General features: G+C 55.1%; 22 protein-coding genes. 12 read left to right on the top strand and 10 right to left on the bottom strand.

Annotated elements, in window-relative coordinates; translation table 11 throughout:
* Positions 1-194: 194 nt before the first annotated feature.
* The 3 genes from dtpA (at position 195) to gstA (ending at position 3,423) form a co-directional block, all read left to right on the top strand.
* Positions 195-1,700 (top strand): dipeptide/tripeptide permease DtpA, encoded by a 1,506-nt coding sequence (gene dtpA, locus NR302_RS08730; protein ID WP_008110266.1) that lies wholly within the window; start codon positions 195-197, stop codon positions 1,698-1,700.
* Positions 1,701-1,836: 136 nt separating this feature from the next.
* On the top strand, positions 1,837-2,718 hold the full coding sequence (locus NR302_RS08725; RefSeq protein ID WP_258145005.1) for a LysR family transcriptional regulator: 882 nt from the start codon (positions 1,837-1,839) through the stop codon (positions 2,716-2,718).
* Between the two features lie 99 nt (positions 2,719-2,817).
* Positions 2,818-3,423, top strand: a complete 606-nt coding sequence (gstA, locus tag NR302_RS08720) for a glutathione transferase GstA (RefSeq protein WP_179451782.1) — start codon at positions 2,818-2,820, stop codon at positions 3,421-3,423.
* Between the two features lie 119 nt (positions 3,424-3,542).
* Here the strand turns inward: gstA and pdxY are convergent, their stop codons facing one another.
* From pdxY to anmK, 5 genes are all read right to left on the bottom strand, one after another.
* Positions 3,543-4,403 (bottom strand): pyridoxal kinase PdxY, encoded by an 861-nt coding sequence (gene pdxY / locus NR302_RS08715; RefSeq protein WP_008110272.1) that lies wholly within the window; start codon positions 4,401-4,403, stop codon positions 3,543-3,545.
* Positions 4,404-4,459: 56 nt separating this feature from the next.
* Entirely contained in the window at positions 4,460-5,734 is a 1,275-nt protein-coding gene (tyrS, locus tag NR302_RS08710) for a tyrosine--tRNA ligase (RefSeq protein ID WP_154194163.1), read from the bottom strand.
* 139 nt (positions 5,735-5,873) lie between these two features.
* Entirely contained in the window at positions 5,874-6,530 is a 657-nt protein-coding gene (pdxH, locus tag NR302_RS08705) for a pyridoxamine 5'-phosphate oxidase (protein WP_258145004.1), read from the bottom strand.
* Positions 6,531-6,552: 22 nt separating this feature from the next.
* A complete protein-coding gene (locus NR302_RS08700; protein WP_179451100.1) occupies positions 6,553-6,882 on the bottom strand; it encodes an MliC family protein in 330 nt (109 codons plus the stop codon).
* A gap of 9 nt (positions 6,883-6,891) precedes the next feature.
* Positions 6,892-8,013 carry an anhydro-N-acetylmuramic acid kinase gene (gene anmK, locus NR302_RS08695; RefSeq protein ID WP_258145003.1) on the bottom strand — a complete coding sequence of 374 codons (1,122 nt, stop codon included), beginning with the start codon at positions 8,011-8,013 and terminating at the stop codon, positions 6,892-6,894.
* 275 nt (positions 8,014-8,288) lie between these two features.
* Here anmK and slyB point away from each other — a divergent pair, with 275 nt between their 5' ends.
* Positions 8,289-8,756 carry an outer membrane lipoprotein SlyB gene (gene slyB, locus NR302_RS08690; RefSeq protein WP_007892784.1) on the top strand — a complete coding sequence of 156 codons (468 nt, stop codon included), beginning with the start codon at positions 8,289-8,291 and terminating at the stop codon, positions 8,754-8,756.
* 40 nt (positions 8,757-8,796) lie between these two features.
* Here the strand turns inward: slyB and slyA are convergent, their stop codons facing one another.
* Positions 8,797-9,234: a transcriptional regulator SlyA gene (slyA, locus tag NR302_RS08685; protein WP_007892783.1), complete on the bottom strand. Its 438-nt coding sequence runs from the start codon at positions 9,232-9,234 to the stop codon at positions 8,797-8,799.
* A 151-nt stretch (positions 9,235-9,385) separates the two neighbouring features.
* Here slyA and NR302_RS08680 point away from each other — a divergent pair, with 151 nt between their 5' ends.
* From NR302_RS08680 to NR302_RS08670, 3 genes are read left to right on the top strand one after another with little or no spacing between them, the layout of a single operon-like run.
* Positions 9,386-9,622 (top strand): DUF1656 domain-containing protein, encoded by a 237-nt coding sequence (locus NR302_RS08680; RefSeq protein WP_008110284.1) that lies wholly within the window; start codon positions 9,386-9,388, stop codon positions 9,620-9,622.
* A 6-nt stretch (positions 9,623-9,628) separates the two neighbouring features.
* A complete protein-coding gene (locus NR302_RS08675) occupies positions 9,629-10,486 on the top strand; it encodes an HlyD family secretion protein (RefSeq protein ID WP_258145002.1) in 858 nt (285 codons plus the stop codon).
* Between the two features lie 7 nt (positions 10,487-10,493).
* Entirely contained in the window at positions 10,494-12,494 is a 2,001-nt protein-coding gene (locus NR302_RS08670) for an FUSC family protein (protein WP_258145001.1), read from the top strand.
* On the opposite strand, the gene NR302_RS08665 is transcribed toward NR302_RS08670, so the two are convergent.
* From NR302_RS08665 to NR302_RS08650, 4 genes are all read right to left on the bottom strand, one after another.
* Complete coding sequence (locus NR302_RS08665; RefSeq protein ID WP_258145000.1) at positions 12,495-12,962, bottom strand: hypothetical protein; 468 nt, start codon at positions 12,960-12,962, stop codon at positions 12,495-12,497.
* A 130-nt stretch (positions 12,963-13,092) separates the two neighbouring features.
* Positions 13,093-13,611 carry a superoxide dismutase [Cu-Zn] SodC gene (gene sodC / locus NR302_RS08660; protein ID WP_258144999.1) on the bottom strand — a complete coding sequence of 173 codons (519 nt, stop codon included), beginning with the start codon at positions 13,609-13,611 and terminating at the stop codon, positions 13,093-13,095.
* Between the two features lie 80 nt (positions 13,612-13,691).
* The gene (locus NR302_RS08655; protein WP_258144998.1) at positions 13,692-14,588 is read right to left on the bottom strand and encodes an aldo/keto reductase family oxidoreductase; all 897 of its coding nucleotides are present in this window, start codon (positions 14,586-14,588) and stop codon (positions 13,692-13,694) included.
* 72 nt (positions 14,589-14,660) lie between these two features.
* Positions 14,661-14,900: a DUF1289 domain-containing protein gene (locus tag NR302_RS08650; RefSeq protein WP_008110296.1), complete on the bottom strand. Its 240-nt coding sequence runs from the start codon at positions 14,898-14,900 to the stop codon at positions 14,661-14,663.
* A gap of 228 nt (positions 14,901-15,128) precedes the next feature.
* On the opposite strand from NR302_RS08650, the gene eptA reads away from it, so the two are divergent.
* From eptA to rnt, 5 genes are all read left to right on the top strand, one after another.
* Positions 15,129-16,766: a phosphoethanolamine transferase EptA gene (gene eptA, locus NR302_RS08645; RefSeq protein ID WP_258144997.1), complete on the top strand. Its 1,638-nt coding sequence runs from the start codon at positions 15,129-15,131 to the stop codon at positions 16,764-16,766.
* Positions 16,767-16,805: 39 nt separating this feature from the next.
* Positions 16,806-17,402 carry a TetR/AcrR family transcriptional regulator gene (locus tag NR302_RS08640; RefSeq protein WP_258144996.1) on the top strand — a complete coding sequence of 199 codons (597 nt, stop codon included), beginning with the start codon at positions 16,806-16,808 and terminating at the stop codon, positions 17,400-17,402.
* Positions 17,403-17,452: 50 nt separating this feature from the next.
* Positions 17,453-18,550, top strand: coding sequence for an alkene reductase (locus NR302_RS08635; protein WP_258144995.1), 1,098 nt, complete (start codon positions 17,453-17,455; stop codon positions 18,548-18,550).
* 101 nt (positions 18,551-18,651) lie between these two features.
* On the top strand, positions 18,652-19,059 hold the full coding sequence (gene gloA, locus NR302_RS08630; protein ID WP_007892766.1) for a lactoylglutathione lyase: 408 nt from the start codon (positions 18,652-18,654) through the stop codon (positions 19,057-19,059).
* Between the two features lie 107 nt (positions 19,060-19,166).
* Complete coding sequence (rnt, locus tag NR302_RS08625; RefSeq protein WP_154152440.1) at positions 19,167-19,835, top strand: ribonuclease T; 669 nt, start codon at positions 19,167-19,169, stop codon at positions 19,833-19,835.
* The last annotated feature ends 33 nt before the right edge of the window (positions 19,836-19,868 follow it).

Here is a 19,868-nt window from a genome sequence, read left to right as displayed (position 1 = left end):
ACAACTTTGTATAACGGCATTACCCCTACCTATTGCAAGTATTTCAGCGTGTAGAAAATGCTTGCCCTGTTGGACTGATTCAGCCAAATTAGTCGCCGTTTTTCCTTTCTAATAACAATGTTGCGCGGGATTACCCAGCCCGACGCAGACTTAATTCCTGTCGCAAAACAGGCTATGTTAAAACTGAGGTACACGTGTCAACTGCAAACAAACACACTGACGGGGCGCCAAGCCTCAACGCTTTTAAGCAACCGAAAGCGTTTTATCTGATCTTCTCCATCGAACTGTGGGAACGTTTTGGTTACTACGGTCTGCAAGCCATCATGGCGGTTTACCTGGTTAAACAGCTGGGCATGTCCGAAGCGGACTCCATTACGCTGTTCACCTCGTTTAGCGCGCTGGTTTATGGTTTAGTCGCCATCGGCGGCTGGCTCGGCGATAAAGTGCTGGGTACCAAACGCGTTATCGTACTCGGCGTGATGGTACTGGCGCTGGGTTATGCGCTGATTGCCTTCTCCGGTCATGACACCTCAATGGTGTACATCGGTATGGCGACCATCGCGGTGGGTAGCGGCTTGTTTAAAGCTAACCCGTCTTCCCTGCTGTCGACCTGCTATGAGAAAGATGACGCGCGCCTCGACGGTGCCTTCACCATGTTCTACATGTCGATCAACATCGGTTCGCTGTTCTCGATGATGCTGACGCCGTGGCTGGCTGCGAAATATGGCTGGGGCGCGGCGTTCTCGCTGTCGGTTGTCGGTCTGGTCATTACGCTGCTGAACTTCCTGTTCTTCCAGCGTGTGGTGAAAAACTACGGCTCCAAGCCGGATTTTGCCCCGCTGCAGATGGGTAAACTGCTGATGACGCTGGTTGGCGTGGTAGCGCTGATTGCGCTGGCGGCTTGGCTGCTGCATCACCAGAGCATCGCACGCATGACGCTGGGCGTCATCGCCGCAGGTATCGTGGTGATCTTCGCCAAAGAAGCTTTCGCGTTGAAAGGTGCGGCACGTCGTAAGATGATCGTGGCCTTCCTGCTGATGGTAGAAGCGATTGTGTTCTTCGTGCTCTATATGCAGATGCCGACCTCACTCAACTTCTTCGCTATTCGTAACGTTGAGCATGCCATTCTCGGCATCACCTTTGAGCCAGAGCAGTTCCAGGCGCTGAACCCGTTCTGGATTATGCTGGCAAGCCCGATCCTGGCGGCGGTGTATAACAAGCTCGGCGATAAAATGCCGATGCCACACAAATTCGCCTTCGGTATGGTGCTGTGTTCAGCGGCCTTCCTGGTGCTGCCGTTTGGTGCCAAATTTGCCAACGAAGCCGGTATCGTTTCGGTGAACTGGCTGATCCTCAGCTATGCGCTGCAGAGCATCGGTGAGCTGATGATTTCCGGTCTGGGTCTGGCGATGGTGGCACAGCTGGTGCCACAGCGTCTGATGGGCTTCATTATGGGTTCCTGGTTCCTGACCACCGCAGGTGCAGCAATGATTGCGGGTAAAGTCGCCAACCTGATGGCAGTGCCGAGTGATGTGACCGATCCGCATACTTCGCTGGCAGTTTACAGCCATGTGTTCCAGCAGATTGGTATTGCTACCGGCGTGATTGCCCTGCTGATGTTGATCACCGCGCCATTGCTGAACCGCATGACGCAGGATGACAGTCAAACTGAACTGAAACGCGCTAGCGCCAATCAGTAATGAGAAAGCCGGGCTTGTCCCGGCTTTTTTCTGCCTGCTATTCACATTTGCTTTAACGATTTCTGCTGCTCACACTTCGCTTTTCGCTCACTTAACTTCATGATGTCGGCTCACTGTAAATCAGAGTGGAAGAAGCATGGACAGGTTTGATGAGCTTGAGGTGTTTGTCGCGGTTATCCAGCAAGGCAGTTTGGCTGGCGCCGCGCGTTTATTGCAGCGATCGCCACCGGTGATCACTCGCACTCTTAATACCCTCGAAGCCCGTCTCGCCACCACCCTGATTGAACGCACCACGCGCCAATTGGCACCCACCGAAGCCGGCTGGCAGCTGTTTGAGCAGGCGCAACGGGTGTTGAGCGATTATCAGCGCGCCATCGACAGCGCTCACCACAGCGGCCTGCATGGCTTGCTGCGTTTAACAGCGCCGGTGCAGTTTGGTCGTCGCCACGTTATGCCCTTGGTGAATGCCTTCCTGCAACAGCATGCGGAGATGCAGATTGAAGTGGTGCTCAGCGACACCTATCAGGACCTGATCGAAAACGGTCTTGATATCGCGCTGCGCATTGGCGAACTGCAGGACTCTTCGATGGTGGCGCGTCAGGTTGGCACGGTGCGTTCAACGCTGGTTGCCTGCCCCGACTATCTGCAACAGGCTGGCACGCCTCTTCATCCCACTGAACTGACTCAACATGCGCTAGTGACGAGCCTGCGCCATACGCGCGAGTGGCGCTTCGCCCAGGATCTGCGCGTGCGCATCACGCCGCGTCTGCGGGTTAATGATGTGGAGAGCCAGCTGGAAGCGCTGCGCAGCGCACACGGCATTGGACGGCTGCTGTCGTATCAGGTTCTCGACGATATCCACAGCGGAAAACTGCTGCGTTTACTGCCTGAATGGGAGCCGGCACCGTTGCCGGTACAGTTAGTCACCCAGCGCGTGAAGAATATGACGCCTAAAGTGCGGCAATTTTGGGATTTCGCGCTCGAAAAGCTGCCATTACTGCCATGCTTTGCTGAATAAACCTGAACGGTGACCGCAATTCCTGATCGCTGTCACTGGCAAAAATCCCTGGCAGACTTATGCTGCTTCGATCACCACAACACTCAAGGAGAAGCCATGATGAAACTCTATTGTAAGCCCGGTGCCTGTTCGCTATCACCGCATATTGTCGCGCTCGAATGCGGACTGGACTTTACCCAGGTGAACGTGGACCTGCAGAAGAAAGTGACCGAGCAAGGAGAAGATTACTGGCAGATTAACCCGAAAGGACAAGTGCCGGCGCTGCAGTTTGATGATGGCAGCATCCTGACCGAAGGCGTGGCGATTGTGCAGTATCTGGCGGATCTCAAGCCGGATCGCAACCTGCTGGCCCCGACCGGCAGCCTGACGCGCTATCACACGCTGGAATGGCTGAGTTATGTCAGCAGCGAACTGCACAAGGGTTTTAGCCCGCTGTTCCGTCCTGATACGCCAGAAGAGTACAAAGCCATTGCGCGTGCGCAACTGGAGAAGAAGTACCAACAGGTGAATGAGGCGTTGCAGGATAAACAGTGGCTGCTGGGATTGCGTTTTACCGTTGCCGATGTGTATCTGTTTGTGGTGACGCGCTGGGCTAAAGCCATCAAGCTAGATTTAGCGGGACTGGATGCGCTGGAAGCCTGGTTTAGCCGGGTTGCGGAGCGCCCGGCGGTGCAGGCGGCGTTGAAGGCGGAAGGTTTGGTTTAATTCGACGTCATTCTTCCACGGATCGCTATTCGCTATTAATGCGCACACCCCATAACGTAGGGTCGCCATTAATGGCGACCTCAATTACAGGTGCGCATAAATGCGCACCCTCCGGGAATTTACAGCTTTTCTGCCGCGAAATGCTGCGTCGGTTTGGCAATCGCATCCTGCGCGGCCACCAGCTGCAACTCGTACTCGCCCATTTCGTGGGTTTTCAGCATCACTTCATACACCGCCGCAGTGATGTGCTCCAGCGCATCCTGCAGCGACTTACCGTGCAGCAGATCGACCAGCAGCAGGCCGCTGGTGAGATCGCCCACGCCAACCGGCTGACGCACGCCAAAGTCCACCAGCGGACGGCTGATGTGCCAGCACTCATCGGCGGTCACCAGCAGCATCTCAAAGCGGTCGCTGCGGCGTCCGGCGCGTGCCAGATGTTTCACCAGCACCACTTTCGGGCCTTTGCTAATCAGTTCTCGTGCCGCAACCACCGCTTGCTCCACGTTGGCCACTTCATGCCCGCTGAGCATCTCCAGCTCCAGCAGGTTCGGCGCGATGATGTCGCTGGCGGGCAACGCCATTTTGCAGTGAAACTCCGCCACGCCCGGCGCCACAATGCAGCCTTTTTCCGGATGGCCCATCACCGGATCGCAGAAGAACCATGCGTTCGGGTTGGCTTCTTTCACCAGACGCACGATCTCCAGAATCTGTTCGCCCTGCTCCGCCGATCCTAAATAGCCACTCAGCACCGCATCACAGGTCTTCAGGCGATCAACTGCCGCAATGCCTTTAACGATGTCGGTCAAATGCGTGGCGGGCATCACAGTGCCGGTCCAGTGACCATACTGGGTGTGATTAGAAAATTGCACGGTATTCAGCGGCCAAACGTTTGCGCCCATGCGGCGCATCGGGAATTCGGCAGCGCTGTTACCGGCGTGTCCGTAAACAACGTGAGATTGAATTGCGAGAATATTTTTCATTTTGCCCTGTACTGCTGTCTTGCCATAAAAAAGGGCCGGAAGCCGGCCCTGAACGCTTACTGCCAGTTAATCAGGCAGTAATGTTTTTTACCGCGACGCAACAACGTGAAACGTCCAAACAGTTTATCGCTGTCGCTGAAACGGTACTCCGCATCTGACTGTTTTTCGCCATTCAGCGAGACCGCGTTAGAACCGATCATGGTGCGCGCCTGGCCGCGTGATGGCACCAACTCAGCCGCCACCAGCGCCTGCTGCAGATCGTCTTCTGCCGTCAGCGTGATGGTTGGCATGCCGTCCTGCGCCAGCTGCTCGAAGTCGGCTTCGGTCATCGCACTCAAACTGCCAGAGAACAGGCTCTCAGTGATGCGTTTTGCCGCCGTTAAGCCGCTTTCGCCGTGCACCAGACGCGTGACCTGCTCAGCCAGCACGTACTGCGCGCGTGGCGCTTTGCCGCTGTTTTTGTCCTCTTCTTCCAGCGCATTGATCTCTTCAATACTCATGAAGGTGAAGAACTTCAGGAAGCGATACACGTCTGCATCTGCGGTGTTGATCCAGAACTGGTAGAACTTGTACGGACTGGTTTTCTTCGCATCCAGCCACACCGCGCCACCTTCGGTTTTACCGAATTTGGTGCCGTCAGATTTGGTGATCAGCGGTACGGTCAATCCCCACGCCTGCTGCTGATGCAGACGACGCGTCAGGTCGATACCAGAAGTAATGTTGCCCCACTGATCGGAACCGCCAATCTGCAGCACCACATCGTGACGCTTGTTCAGCTCAGCAAAGTCATAACCCTGCAACAGGTTGTAAGAGAACTCGGTGTAGGAGATGCCCTGATCTTCACGGTTCAGACGCTGTTTCACCGCTTCGCGGTTGATCATCTGGTTGACTGAGAAGTGCTTACCGATATCGCGCAGGAAGGTCAGCACGTTCATGCCGCCAAACCAGTCGTAGTTGTTCGCGGCAATCGCGCTGTTGTCGCCGCAATCGAAGCTGAGGAAAGGCGCGACTTGGTTGCGGATCTTGTCGACCCACTCGCCAACGGTTTCAGCGGTGTTAAGTTTACGTTCTGCTGCTTTAAAGCTGGGATCGCCAATCAGACCGGTGGCACCACCCACCAGCGCGACCGGCTTGTGTCCGGCATCCTGAAAACGTTTCAGGCAGAGCAGCGGCACCAGATGGCCCAAATGCAAGCTATCAGCGGTAGGATCGAAGCCGCAATAGAGTGCAATTGGCCCTTGCGCCAGTCGCTCTGCTAACGCTTCTTCATCCGTTACCTGGGCGACTAAGCCCCTTTCTTGCAATTGTTGTATCAGGTTACTGCTGGTCATCACTGACTCCAAATTGATCAGACTGCACCTAGGCTGGTACACAGCTTTCCGCCGACGTGCGGAGACGAAAAAAAAGAGGGCTATAGCATAAAGCGCTGACGCCAACTGCGCCAGCGTTGAAAGGGGATAAAACGCAGTTTTACGGGGCTAAACGGTCAATCGACCAGCCATTGTCATTACGCTGGTAGAGGAAGCGATCGTGCAGGCGATGTTCGCCGCCCTGCCAGAACTCCACGGTGTGGAATTTGACGCGGTAACCGCCCCAAAAACTCGGAACCGGCACTTCGCCCTGCTGGAATTTCTGTTTAAGTTCGAGGAACTTGCCTTCCAGCACGCCGCGCGCCGAAATGCGGCTCGACTGCTTCGACACCCACGCACCAATCTGGCTATCACGCGGGCGACTGCTGAAGTACTTCAGCACCTCGAGCGGCGACAGTTTTTCCACTTCGCCCAGCACCATCACCTGACGCTCCAGGAAATGCCACGGGAAGTGTAGCGAAATACGCGGATTTTCTGCCAGCTGCAGCGCCTTGCGGCTGCCGAGGTTGGTATAGAACACCATGCCTTGCTCGTCGTAGTGCTTAAGCAGCACGATGCGCTGATAAGGCTGGCCGCTGCTGTCAACGGTAGCCACCGTCATCGCCGTCGGATCCGGCAGTTGAGCGGTGCAGGCTTGCTGCAGCCACTGCTCAAACAGTGCCAGGGGATTATCGGGCAGATCTTTACGTCGCAGCCCGCCGCGAGTGTATTCACGACGCAGATGGGCAATATTTTGCAAGCTGTCACTGTCGCTCATGCTGTTTCTCTTTCTCTAACGTTTACTGAGCGGAGGTATCCGCGTTCTGCAATTCACAATCATTAATCACGATTTTGTTATTACGTTCAACAAAAGCGCCATTGCCTTTTGACCAGAAGACGTAAGTGCCGTCACTGTAGCGCGCGCCGGAGGCCGAGACCGTTTGTGCCAGCGTCAGCGGCTTGCCATCCAGAATAAAGCTCACCTGCTGCTTTGCATTATCCTGGGTGACCGTCAGCGGCAGGGTGCCGCACTGGTAGCGCAACTGTTGTGGCGTCTCTTCCTGTTTATGCATCATGCCGCAGCCACTCAAGATCGCCACGCTACTCAGCATCATAATTGTTTTTTTCATCTTCACCTCTTAACGAATAGGTCGGGGATTGGCCGGATAAATCGCGCCCAATACACTCATCTCCCGCGCGCCGGTTACCGCTGGCAGGTTGCCCGGTAAGCCATTTAATGTGCGAAACGCCAGCCAGGCAAAGGCCAGCGCTTCCATATCATCACCGCTGATGCCTGCTTCGTCGGTGGTACCCACTTCAGTACCCGACAGATGCGTGGCGAGGCGCGCCATCAGCAGCGGATTTCGGCTGCCTCCGCCGCACACCAACAGGCGATCGCAACCGTCGTTGAGCTGCACCTGCTGCGCGATGGTCAACGCCGTCAGCTCAGTCAACGTGGCTTGCACGTCTTGTGGTGCCAGCGCCGGGAAACGCTGCAACTGCTGCTCAATCCAGCTGAGATTGAAATATTCGCGTCCGGTGCTTTTTGGCGGCGGCAGCGCAAACCACGGATCGCCTAGCATTAACTCCAGTAGCGCCGGAACCACCTGACCGCTGCGCGCCCAGCCGGCATCTTTGTCGTATGGCAAACCTTTATTGCGCCAAATCCACGCATCGATCAGCATATTGCCCGGTCCGGTATCAAAACCGCGCACCGGCTGGCCGGGAATTAATAGCGACAGATTGGCGATGCCGCCAATATTCAGCACCATGCGGCGCTCGACGCTGTCCATTAACAGCGCCTGATGGAAGGCCGGCACCAGCGGCGCGCCCTGCCCGCCGAGCGCCATATCGCGGCGACGAAAATCACCGATCACCGTTACGCCGGTGGCCGCCGCAATCTGGTTGTTATCGCCAATTTGCAGCGTATTCGGCGCATCACTTTGCGGCTCATGCCACACCGTTTGTCCGTGGCAGCCAATCGCCATAATGTCGCTGGCTTCCAGCGACTGCTGGTGCATCAAGGTCAATACCGCCTCGGCGAACAGTTTGCCAAGCCGCGTGTCCAGTTGTCCGAGCTGCGATAGCGTCAATGATTGTCCCTGACAAATGGCCAGCACCTGCTGACGTAATTCCTGCGGGATGGGATGACAATAGCTGGCCTGCTGCGCCACCATTTGCCCATCAATGGCCGCCAGTACCACGTCCACGCCATCAAGGCTGGTGCCGGACATCACGCCAATATAGCGTCCTGATTTCATAGCGGTTCACTCCCTTAACATCATCTGGCTTAAGCCTGGCAAATTACCGGGGCTAATTCTATGATAAAATTCCGCTTTTCAGCGTCACTGCGCACTGTGTTCCAGCTCAGAAATATTTTCTGCAGGTAATTGAATTTTTGTTGATGGGAGACGGTCTATGCTTCGCCCCAGCCGCGTATTATACGGACTTAGAGTCATTTGCCAGTTTTCTGTCTTATACTCTGTGCAGTACAGGATGAGAAATATGGCGTTTTTTTGCATTAAGGAGCGTTCTGATGATTAAGCGTTTTGTAGCCGTGGCGTTGACCGGCTTAACTCTGGCAGGTTGTGCCAACGACAGCACCCTTTCCGGTGACGTTTACAGCGCCAACGAAGCTAAACAAGTACAAAGTGTTTCCTACGGCACGCTGGTTTCGGTGCGTCCGGTGAAAATCCAGGGCGGCGATGAAAACAACGTGATTGGCGCAATTGGTGGTGCGGTGCTGGGTGGTTTCCTCGGTAACACCATTGGCGGCGGCAGCGGTCGCAGTCTGGCAACCGCAGGCGGCGCGGTACTCGGTGGCGTAGCCGGTCAGGGCGTGCAGGGTGCGGTTAACAAATCTGACGGTGTCGAGCTGGAAATCCGCAAGGATGATGGCAACACCATCATGGTGGTGCAGAAGCAAGCTGCCACCCGTTACTCGGTTGGCCAGCGCGTCGTGATGGCGTCAAACGGCAGCCAGGTTACCGTTTCGCCACGTTAAGCGTAGAGATAAAAAAAACCGACGCCTGGCGTCGGTTTTTTTATTTCTCGCGGTTGTGAAATTCGAGAATGTTTTTTTCCAGCCGCGCAATCAGCGTCACCATCTGATTGATCTCTTCCAGGCTGATGCCGGAAAGAATGTCATCACGCGTGGCATCAATCACATTCTCAACCTGCTCGATGATCGGCTCAGCTTGCTTGGTCAGCTTGATGCGCTTGGCACGGCGATCGTTGGCGCAGGTGGCGCGAGTGATCAAGCCTTTCTCTTCCAGCTGATCCAGCGTGCGCACCAGTGAAGGCTGCTCAATGCCGATGGCTTTTGCCAGCTGAATCTGAGACTGCTCTGGCGGGAGTTGATGAATGTTGTGTAACGTCACCCAGTGTGTTTGTGTCAACTCGAGCGGTTTTAAACGCTGATCGATTAACGCGCGCCAAATGCGCACCAGGCGAGACAGATCGGTTCCCAAGGGCGTATCCATTGCATCTCCTTATAATTAGCTTGCTAGCTATTAAGCCAGATTTTACACTATTCTGCGAGTTTACCTGGCAAATTACAAATACCAGGCCTGCATATACGCTTGCCGTCTACGCTCTATTTAGATGATTCCCGGTCAAAAAGGATGATGACACGTGTCCCTAACCGCTTTTTCCCCCAGCGCCCCGCTTACCGACCTGGTGTTCGGTGCGTCGCTGTTTTTCCCGCCGCTGTTTAAAGCGGTGTTACTCGGATTCTTTTTCTGGTTGTTGATTCACCCGCTGATACGCGGCTGGATCTACTCCGGCGATGTCTGGCATCCCACCTTAATGGACCTTTCCCTGTTTGTACTGTGCGTCGCTGGCGCATTGTGGTTACTGAGCCTCGGATAAATCACTATGAAATTCAACCCTTTTAAGTATTTTTCAACCCTAGTGATCTTTGCGCTGGCCCTGCTTGCCGGATGGTGGATGTGGAATTACTACATGCAATCGCCGTGGACGCGTGATGGCAAAGTGCGCGCCGAACTGGTGGATATCACGCCGGAAGTGTCCGGGCGCATCATCGCCCTGGAGGTGCGTGACAATCAGTTCGTGCATAAAGGTGATGTGCTGCTCAAGCTCGATCCGGTGCCGTGGCAAATTGCGCAGTCCAACGCCGAAGCGCAGTTAGCCAAAGCGCAGGCCGATCTGGCAAAAGCACAGCACGAAGCCAATCGCCGCGCCAGCCTGCCGCGCAACGTCATTTCAGCGGAAGATATGGACGCCGCGCGCTTAACCGCCAATGCCGCCGCATCAACGGCGAAAGCGGCGCAGGCCAGCCTCGATCAGGCACGCTGGAACCTCGATCAAACTACGATTACCGCGCCCACCGATGGCTGGATCAGCAACCTGACGCTTCGTACCGGCAACTATGCCAGCGCCGGTACGCCGCTGTTTGCGCTGGTCGACAGCCACTCTTATTACGTGATGGGTTATTTCGAAGAGACTAAGCTGCGCCATATTCAACCCGGCGCTGCGGCGCAGATTGTGTTGTACAGCAACGGTGCGCGTTTGCAGGGCAAAGTGGAGAGTATCGGACGCGCTATTTACGACCAAAGCGTCGCCAGCGATGGCGGTTTGGTGCCGGATATCAAGCCTAACGTGCCCTGGGTGCGTCTGGCGCAGCGCGTGCCGGTGCGCATTCGCTTAGATGCGTTGCCGGAAGGCGTGCCGCTGGTGGCGGGCACCACCTGCACCATCTCGATCGCGCACTGAGGTTGTGATGAATTTTCAGTGGCTGGCCTGGCAAAATCTGCCGTGGATAAAAGCAAGCTGGGGCGAGTGGCGCTACGCGCTGCGTAATGGCATTGCGATGTGTCTCGCCTTGACCATCGCTTATGCGCTGCAACTCGATGAACCCTACTGGGCCATGACATCGGCGGCGGTGGTGAGTTTTCCCACCGTCGGCGGTGCCATCAGTAAAAGTCTGGGGCGCATCGTTGGCAGTTTACTCGGTGCCAGCGCCGCGCTGCTGATTGCCGGACACACGCTAAACGAGCCCTGGCTGTTTGCCTTTTTCATGGCCGGTTGGCTGGCGTTCTGCACCTGGATCGCCAATCACTACCAAAACAACGTGGCCTACGCGTTTTCGCTGGCGGGATATACCGCCGCCATCATTGCCTTTAGCAGCGTCAATATCACCGATGTCACTCAGCTGTGGGATATCGCCCAGGCGCGCGTTTGCGAAGTGATCTCCGGCATTCTTTGCGCCGGATTGATGATGATGATTCTGCCCAGCACCTCGGATGGCAATGCACTGATGAGTTCACTGCGTCAGATGCACGCGCGTTTGCTGGATCATGCGGTGTTATTACTGCAGCAAGGCAGCACCGATAACGTGCGCACCGCCCATGAAAATGTCATTAGCCAGATTCTCACCATGAACCTGCTGCGCATTCAGGCGTTCTGGAGCCACTATCGCTTCCGCCGTCAGAACAACGTGCTGAACTATGTGCTGCATCAGCAGCTGCGTCTGACCAGCGTGCTCTCCAGTCTGCGCCGCATGTTGCTGAACTGGCCCGATGCGCCGCCTGAACTTTACGATGCCATGGCAAAACTGCTGCACGAATTGGCGCAGCCGCACTGCGACAAATACCGTTTGGCGCTGATTTTGCGTGGCATCACGCCATCAGCAACCGGTGATTACCGCCAACGCGCCTTCGTTCAGCGCCTGCGTTATTTCTGCTGGGTCTATCTCAACGTCAATCGCTGGATTCGCCTGATTGAACGCGCCGATGCCGATACCCGTTTTCAACCACCGTATGCGCCATCGCTGGCGCGCGAAAGCGACAGTGCTGAAGCCGGCTGGAGCGCCCTGCGCACTTTTAGCGTCATCATGCTGGGCTGCGCCTTTTGGATCACTACGCAATGGGATTCCGGTGCCGCCGCCCTGACGCTCACCGCCATCGCGTGCGTGCTTTACTCTTCCGCGCCTTCGCCGAGCGGCAGCGTCTCGCTATTACTGAAAACATTGCTGTGGCTGTCGCTGTTTAGTTTTGTGCTGCAGTTTGGTTTGATGGTGCAAATCAGCGCGCTGTGGCAGTTTTTGCTGGTGCTGTTCCCGCTGTTACTCACCTTGCAGTTGTTCAAACTGCAGCAGAAGAAACGCGCGGGAATGTGGGGGCAATTCATTGTATTTATGGGATCCTTTATCGCCGTCACCAATCCACCGGACTGGGATTATCAAAGCTTCCTCAATGACAATATCGCCAAGGTGTGCGGCGTACTGCTGGCGTGGCTGGCGTTTCAGGTGCTACGTCCCAGTTCCGATGCGCGCCGCAGTCGTCGGCATATTCGCGCCTTGCGCCATGCATTTCTCGATCAGCTACGCCGTCAGCCGCGTCTGAGCGAAAGCCACTTTGAATCGCAGATTTATCATCATATTAGTCAGCTGAGTAACAGTCGTGACGAGCAGGCGCGCGTTTGGCTGCTGCGCTGGGGCGTGGTGCTACTCAACTGTTCCCACATTGTCTGGCAGCTGCGCGAATGGCAGCCGACGTCGGCTACGCTCGGGCAAATGCGCGACAGCAGCCTGCAGGATCTACAACGGATTATGAGCCTGCGTGGCGTGCATCACACCGCGTTGCAGGCCACGCTGGATGAGCTGGAAACCATGATTAACCAGCTGCAGCAGCAAGCAGAGAGCGAAGCCAATACGCTGGCGGGTATTTTGTGGCGCCTGCGCTGCTCACTCGCCCAGTTGGCGCAGGCGGTGCCGGATTAATCACTGACAATATTGCGTGGTCTGGCGATTAAAATCATCCTGCAACTGCTGCAGCGATTTCTGTCCTTCGAAGCGGGTTTTGTCCTGATCGGTCATCGGTTCAATCACCAGCGCCTTCTCTTCTGAAGAGTAGATAAAACGTCGATACAAGGTGGTGCCGGTGAAACTTTTACCCTGAATGCCACCGCATACCACCGTCATCGCATGATGATAGGTTTCGCTGTGGGTGAAGTTAGTTTCGGTCGCGCTGCGCAGAACGTTTTCGCAGCCTTTGGCTTCAAGACGATGAAGGGTGTGCTGTGTCAGCCACTCACGGCCGCGCGCAATTTTTTCACACTCAACACGCAGTGGATTGGTATCGATGGTGCGTTGTAGTTGTCGACTGGCATCTAAACGCAGCTGTGTGTCGTTGGGTTGATCGCATCCCACCAGCAATAAACATAACAACATCATCCCACGCGGTTTCATTCCTGCCCCTGAAGGTTTTATTCCTGAATCAATATCATAGGACGGAAAAACCGCTGAGAGTAGCAAGAAAATGGGTCAATTTTTTTCAAAGTAAGGAAATCAGGGCGACAAGCTGCTGCCGCCCACGAAGTTAAATTACACCGCAGGCAAAACGCGCCCCGCCGCCGCCGAGCGGTTGCGGATGGTCGGCATGATTATCGCCGCCCACATGCACCATCAAGGCTTTACCTTTGATTTCACTCAGGGATTTGATGCGTGGCGCAACCACCGGATAATTCGCCTTGCCATCTTCGGTTACAAACAGCGCAGGCAAGTCGCCAAGGTGACCATCGGCGTACGGGCCAAGATGCTTGCCGGTTTTTTGCGGGTCGAGATGTCCGCCCGCCGCACCGGCCGCCACCGTTTTACCGTCCGATTCGCCCGGTTCACAGCTGCCTTTGGCATGCACGTGGAAACCATGAACGCCCGGCTTTAGGCCGCTTAACGCTGGCGTAAATTGCACACCGTACGGCGTTTCGCTGATAGTGACTTTGCCGATTGCCGCTCCGATGCCCTGCGCGGTGGTTTCGTGCAGCGTGACTTCTTCTGACGCCGCCTGCGCGCCTGCGGCGCAGGCCAGAGCCAGCATAACAATGAGGGTTTTCTTCATAACGTCTCCTTACGGTTAGATTCCCTGTAAGCCTGGACTGCTTTCATCCAGGCTGCCGTAATTTGACGCAGCTTTACGCTTTAGGGCACATCGTAGCCGATGGCGGCTTTGCGGATGCGGAACCATTGCTGGCGATCGAGGGTTAACTGGCAGGCGCCAACCGCTTCTTTCACACGTTCAATTTTGCCTGATCCAATAATCGGCAGCGGAAGGCTTGGCAGCTTCATCACCCATGCATACACCACTTGCTCGATATTGCTGGCGCCAATCTCCTGCTTCACCTGCTCCAGCTCATCACGCAACGGCTGATAGTGCGGATCGTTAAACACGCGGCCGCCACCGAGGCAGGACCACGCCATTGGGCGGATGCGGTTTTGCTGGCACTGATCGAGCGAGCCATCCAGCAGCGACGTTTGCTCCAGCGGGGAGATTTCCAGTTGATTAGTGACCAGACTAAATGGCAAACGCGATTGCAGCAGCGTGAACTGAGACGCAGTAAAGTTAGAGACGCCAAAATGGCGCACTTTGCCGCTCTGATGCAACGCCGTAAAGGCTTCGGCAATTTCATCCGCGTCCATCAACGGATCCGGGCGATGAATCAGCAGCAAATCGAGGTAATCGGTATTGAAATGGCGCAGCGAATTTTCGGCGCTGTGCAGAATGTGGCTGGCTTCGGTGATGTAGTGACCAATGCGGTGTTCGGGTTTGGCGCGTGTCGCAATGCCGCATTTAGTGACGATTTGCAGCTTTTCACGCAAACCCGGCGCGAGGCGCAGTGCTGCACCAAAGGCGGCTTCACACTGGTAATCGCCGTAGATATCGGCGTGGTCGACGGTGGTGATGCCCAGCGCTAAATGGTGCTCAATAAACTGCACCACTTGCTGCGGCGTCATGCCCCACTCCATTAAACGCCAGTAACCGGCAATCAGCGGTGAAAAGGACGGTCCCTGCGGTGCAATAGCCTGCGGTTGTAACATGGTTAAACTCCCCTAAACACGATTCCAGATAACGAAAGCGGGAGTATAACGGAAAGGCAAATCGTCGTTTTCTTAAAACAGTTCCGGTTGTTGTGGATCATGATCTTCATCGACTTTTTGCTGGCGCTGCAGACGCAAAAAGCGTTGCCGGCACAAGCGCAGCACATCACGCTTTTGCGCATCGCTGAATTTCATCCAGTTAAAGCGCTCTTCCCGGCTGCGTAAACAGCCACGACAATAGCCACGTGCGTCACTCTGGCAAATGCCACGACACGGGCTAGGAACGGGGAAGAACTCTAGTTGCTCGGCCACATGCACTCCGCAATTAACATCTCAAATCACATTGATAACAGCTTAATGACATTGTGCAAAGAGTATACGGGCATTGCGCATAATCAAGCCATCGCGGCATTTCGTTACGCCTGTTTACCAAAATGCCAGCATTTAAAGGATTTGGATTGCTTACGTTTAATCTTCGTTAAGGTTTTCCTCATCTTGTCTTCATACGATTGTCACATTACCTCTTACCGTTGAGTTTTCATGAGATTCCCGATCACCTTTCAGTGCGGCACCAACGGATTTAATCTTATTGCCGCCCTGTTTTTCGCATTAGTCCTGAATGCCCTTTTCTTGCTGCGCGCCTGGGAAATGATCCCTTACGATCACGTCCACGATTATCTGTTCGCCGCCAGTATTCCGCTGGTGCTCGCCTCGGCTTTCTATTTTCTCTTCTCGCTAGCCGCCTGGCCTTATCTGCGCAAACCGTTGCTAATTGCGCTGGTATTGGTTAGCGCCGCCGCCAATTACTTCATGCACAGTTTTGGCACGGTGATCGACACCAATATGATTCAAAACGTCTTTGAATCCGACCCGCAGGAAGCCGGTGCGCTGATCAGCAGTCGCTATCTACTCTGGATGCTGTTGATGGGAATGGTGCCGGTTGTGCTGATTTGCGGCGTGCGCATCAATAATGGCACGCGCTGGTGGTGGAATCTGCTGCAACGCCTGACGGGCGCACTGGGCGCAATATTAATCATATTGCTGATGGCGGCGCTGTTTTACAAAGATTACGCCTCGCTGATTCGCAACAATAAAAACCTGATCAAGATGATTACTCCGGCCAACGTGGTTAGCGGTACTGGCCACTATGTCGATCAACGCTATCTGCAAGGTAGTCAGGAATTGGTAAAAATTGGCGAGGATGCCCACAAAGGCCCATTAATCTTCGCAGCAACCAAGAAAACGCTGGTGGTGTTAGTGGTGGGTGAAACCGCACGCGCCGAGAATTTTTCGCTGGGTGGCTACGCGCGTGACACCAATCCGGAGCTGAAAAAACAGCAGGTCATTTACTATCCCAACGCCACTTCCTGTGGCACAGAAACCGCCATATCGGTGCCCTGCATGTTCTCCAATATGCCTCGCGTGCATTACGACGCAAATCTGGCGCACCATCAGGAAGGCGTGCTTGATATCCTGGCGCATGCCGGCGTGAGCGTGCTGTGGCGCGAAAACGATGGTGGTTGCAAAGGCGCCTGCGACCGCGTGCCGCACACCGATATGACGCAGTGGAAACTGCCGCAATATTGTCACGATGGGTTTTGCCAGGATGATGTTTTGCTGCATCGTCTTGATAACTATGTTGATAGCCTACACAACGACGGCATTATTGTACTGCATCAAATGGGTAGCCACGGTCCAGCCTATTATCAGCGTTATCCGGCTGAGTTCCGCCGTTTTACGCCCACCTGCGACAGCAAACAGATTCAGGATTGCGATCATCAGGCATTGGTAAATACCTACGATAACTCGCTGCTGTATACCGACGCCATGCTGAGCCGCACCATCGATAAGCTCAAAGGCCTGAGCGATCGCTTTAATGTGGCGCTGGTCTATCTCTCCGATCACGGCGAATCGCTTGGCGAACGTGGGATGTATCTGCACGGTGCGCCTTATATGTTTGCGCCCTCGCAGCAAACACACATTCCTCTGCTGATGTGGATGTCACCGGGATACGCGGCGGCGAATCACATCAATGAGGCCTGTTTGCGTCAGCAAGCTGCCGATGCAAAGGTGTCGCAAGATAATCTTTTCCATACGCTTTTAGGTATGTTCAATATCCAGACGCAGCAGTATCAACCGCAGCTGGATATGAACAGATCGTGCCAAACCGCCGCCTGAGGGTTGCGCTAGACTGACTGGTCTAATAACCTGCGACCCATGAACAAGACTCTGCAACGCAACGATACCCGTGAACATCTGCTCGCTATTGGCGAGCAGGTTTGCTTACAGCGCGGCTTTACCGGCATGGGTTTGATCGAGATGCTGGCGCTGGCGGAAGTCACTAAAGGCTCGTTCTACCACTATTTCGGTTCGAAAGAGGCCTTTGGCGTGGCGCTGATTGAGCGCTACTTCGCCCACTTCCAGCAACAGATTGATCAGCAGCTGAATCTGCCCGGTTTACCGCCGAGCGAACGCCTGTTAGCGCATTTCCGCTACGGCGAAAGGCTGTTTATCGAGCAAGGTCATATTGTTGGCTGCCTTGGCGTGAAATTGTCAGCCGAAGTGTGCGATCTCTCCGAACCCATGCGCGATGCCCTGCAACAGGGTGCCAATGCCATCATCGCTGCCTACACGCGCTGTTTGACTGAGGTAGCAGCTGAGCAGCCGCTGCCGTTTGGTCAAACGCCGCAGCAGCTGGCGCAGCGCTGCTACTTGTTGTGGTTGGGAGCCAGTTTGCAGAGCAAGATTTCCCGAGAGCCGGGCCCGATTAGCCTGGCGCTCGACACCATCGAACAGTGGCTGATAAGTCACTGATTTTTAAAAATTGTCGTTACTAGACGACCGGTCTTCCTGGAGCAATCAATATGGCGAGTAAGCAGCTGTTCTCCCCACTCAAAGTGGGCGCGATTACCGTATCAAACCGCATTTTCATGGCTCCGTTGACGCGTCTGCGCAGCATTGAGCCGGGCGATATTCCGACGCCGCTGATGGCTGAATATTATCAGCAGCGCGCCAGTGCCGGTTTGATCATCACCGAAGCCACCCAGATCACTTTCCAGGCGAAAGGCTATGCCGGTGCGCCGGGTCTGCACACACAGCAGCAAATTGCCGCGTGGAAAATGATTAACGAAGGCATTCATGCCGCTAACGGTCACAGCGCCGTGCAGCTGTGGCACACCGGCCGCATCTCTCATAATAGCGTGCAGCCAGAAGGCAAAGCGCCGGTCGCACCGACCGCGCTGGCGGCAGGTACGCGCACTTCCCTGCGCGCTGCGGATGGTTCGGTCTACCGTGAAGACACCTCAGTACCGCGCGAGCTGTCAGTGGCTGAAATTCAGCAAATTGTTAAAGATTTTGGTCAGGCCGCCGCCAATGCGCGCGAAGCCGACTTCGACCTGCTGGAGCTGCACTCAGCGCACGGTTATCTGATGCATCAGTTCCTCGCACCCGGCTCAAATCAGCGTAGCGATGAGTACGGCGGTTCGATTGAGAAACGTGGTCGTTTCGCGCTGGAAGTGGTGGATGCGGCGATTGCTAACTGGTCTGCCGATCGTATCGGTATCCGCGTTTCGCCAATCGGTGCCTTCCAGAATCTGGAAAATGGCCCGGAAGAAGAGAAAGCAGCGTTGTGGTACATCGCCGAGTTGGGCAAGCGCGGCATCGCCTATCTGCACCTTTCTGAGCCAGACTGGGCAGGCGGACAGCCATACAGCGATGCATTCCGTGAGAAAGTGCGTGCGCTGTTCCCGGGCGTGATTATCGGTGCCGGTGCTTACACCGTTGAGAAAGCAGATGATCTGATTGCACGCGGCCTGATTGACGCGGTGGCGTTTGGTCGCGACTTTATCGCTAACCCGGATCTGGTTGCTCGTTTGCAGCAAGATGCGCCACTTAATCCGCAGCGTCCTGAGAGCTTCTACGGCGGCGGCGCGGAAGGCTATACCGATTATCCAACCCTGTAAGAAAATGGCTGCCGCGTCGGATAGGCGGCAGCGTTGTTTCATCAGTGTGTATACTTAGTTGTCTTGTCATTCACTGATGACGTTTTAAAAAAGAGGATGTTATGCGTTTACTTCACACCATGTTACGCGTTGGCGATTTGCAACGTTCTATCGATTTTTACACCCGCGTGCTCGGCATGCGCGTGCTGCGTCAGAGCGAAAACACCGAGTACAAATACACGCTGGCATTCGTTGGCTACACCGAAGAGAGCGAAGGCGCGGTGATTGAGCTGACTTACAACTGGGGCGTGGATAAATACGATCTCGGCAACGCTTACGGCCATATCGCGCTCGGCGTGGACAATGTGGCTGACACCTGCGAACGCATTCGCAGCGCGGGCGGCAACGTGACGCGTGAAGCGGGCCCGGTAAAAGGCGGTTCTACCATTATTGCGTTTGTTGAAGATCCCGACGGCTACAAGATCGAACTGATTGAAAACAAACATGCCGGTCACGGCTTAGGCAACTAAGGTTGCTGGTCAGCCTGCTAATTGCAGGCTGACTTCCCTCTCCTGCTGCACCCTCCTGCGATTTTTGCCATAATGCGCGCTGCCCTATTTATTGCCATGAGATCCTGATGTCTGAATCGAACGCTTTAAACGCTCTCCACCAACGCTTCCGCGGTTTTTATCCTGTTGTGATCGACGTTGAAACCGCAGGTTTCAATGCACAAACCGATGCACTGCTGGAAATTGCAGCCACAACGCTGAAAATGGATGAAGACGGCTGGTTGCACCGCGATGAAACGCTGCACTTCCATGTGGAACCGTTTGAAGGCGCCATTCTAAATCCTGCGGCGCTGGCGTTTACCGGCATCGATCCCACTAACCCGCTGCGCGGTGCGGTAAGTGAATACGAAGCGCTGCATGCGATTTTTAAAATGGTGCGCAAAGGCACCAAAGATAGCGGCTGCAATCGCGCGATTATCGTGGCGCACAATGCCACTTTCGATCTCAACTTCGTGATGGCGGCCGCAGAGCGCGCCAGCCTGAAGCGCAATCCGTTCCACCCTTTTGCTACCTTTGATACCGCAGCATTAAGCGGCTTAGTGCTGGGGCAAACCGTGCTGGCGAAAGCCTGTAAAGCGGCGGGAATGGAGTTTGATAGTACGCAAGCGCATTCGGCGCTGTATGACACCGAGCAAACCGCGACGCTGTTTTGTGAGTTGGTGAACCGCTGGAAACGCCTGGGCGGCTGGCCGCTGGCTTTCAGTGAAGAATCCGCAGACGACGCGTCTGCCGAGTAAGCAAAGAAAAGGCCGACATTTGTCGGCCTTCTG

Source organism: Pantoea sp. SOD02, assembly GCF_024707505.1.
Classification (GTDB): domain Bacteria; phylum Pseudomonadota; class Gammaproteobacteria; order Enterobacterales; family Enterobacteriaceae; genus Pantoea; species Pantoea symbiotica.
This window is presented reverse-complemented; position numbering and strand designations above follow the sequence as displayed.

Excerpts from the sequence above, each read along its gene's own strand:
- NR302_RS08725 (WP_258145005.1), top strand. The coding sequence starts at position 1,837 with ATGGACAGGTTTGATGAGCTTGAGGTGTTTGTCGCGGTTATCCAGCAA.
- gstA (WP_179451782.1), top strand. The coding sequence starts at position 2,818 with ATGAAACTCTATTGTAAGCCCGGTGCCTGTTCGCTATCACCGCATATT.
- pdxY (WP_008110272.1), bottom strand. The coding sequence starts at position 4,403 with ATGAAAAATATTCTCGCAATTCAATCTCACGTTGTTTACGGACACGCC.
- tyrS (WP_154194163.1), bottom strand. The coding sequence starts at position 5,734 with ATGACCAGCAGTAACCTGATACAACAATTGCAAGAAAGGGGCTTAGTC.
- pdxH (WP_258145004.1), bottom strand. The coding sequence starts at position 6,530 with ATGAGCGACAGTGACAGCTTGCAAAATATTGCCCATCTGCGTCGTGAA.
- NR302_RS08700 (WP_179451100.1), bottom strand. The coding sequence starts at position 6,882 with ATGAAAAAAACAATTATGATGCTGAGTAGCGTGGCGATCTTGAGTGGC.
- anmK (WP_258145003.1), bottom strand. The coding sequence starts at position 8,013 with ATGAAATCAGGACGCTATATTGGCGTGATGTCCGGCACCAGCCTTGAT.
- slyB (WP_007892784.1), top strand. The coding sequence starts at position 8,289 with ATGATTAAGCGTTTTGTAGCCGTGGCGTTGACCGGCTTAACTCTGGCA.
- slyA (WP_007892783.1), bottom strand. The coding sequence starts at position 9,234 with ATGGATACGCCCTTGGGAACCGATCTGTCTCGCCTGGTGCGCATTTGG.
- NR302_RS08675 (WP_258145002.1), top strand. The coding sequence starts at position 9,629 with ATGAAATTCAACCCTTTTAAGTATTTTTCAACCCTAGTGATCTTTGCG.
- NR302_RS08670 (WP_258145001.1), top strand. The coding sequence starts at position 10,494 with ATGAATTTTCAGTGGCTGGCCTGGCAAAATCTGCCGTGGATAAAAGCA.
- NR302_RS08665 (WP_258145000.1), bottom strand. The coding sequence starts at position 12,962 with ATGAAACCGCGTGGGATGATGTTGTTATGTTTATTGCTGGTGGGATGC.
- sodC (WP_258144999.1), bottom strand. The coding sequence starts at position 13,611 with ATGAAGAAAACCCTCATTGTTATGCTGGCTCTGGCCTGCGCCGCAGGC.
- NR302_RS08655 (WP_258144998.1), bottom strand. The coding sequence starts at position 14,588 with ATGTTACAACCGCAGGCTATTGCACCGCAGGGACCGTCCTTTTCACCG.
- eptA (WP_258144997.1), top strand. The coding sequence starts at position 15,129 with ATGAGATTCCCGATCACCTTTCAGTGCGGCACCAACGGATTTAATCTT.
- NR302_RS08640 (WP_258144996.1), top strand. The coding sequence starts at position 16,806 with ATGAACAAGACTCTGCAACGCAACGATACCCGTGAACATCTGCTCGCT.
- NR302_RS08635 (WP_258144995.1), top strand. The coding sequence starts at position 17,453 with ATGGCGAGTAAGCAGCTGTTCTCCCCACTCAAAGTGGGCGCGATTACC.
- gloA (WP_007892766.1), top strand. The coding sequence starts at position 18,652 with ATGCGTTTACTTCACACCATGTTACGCGTTGGCGATTTGCAACGTTCT.
- rnt (WP_154152440.1), top strand. The coding sequence starts at position 19,167 with ATGTCTGAATCGAACGCTTTAAACGCTCTCCACCAACGCTTCCGCGGT.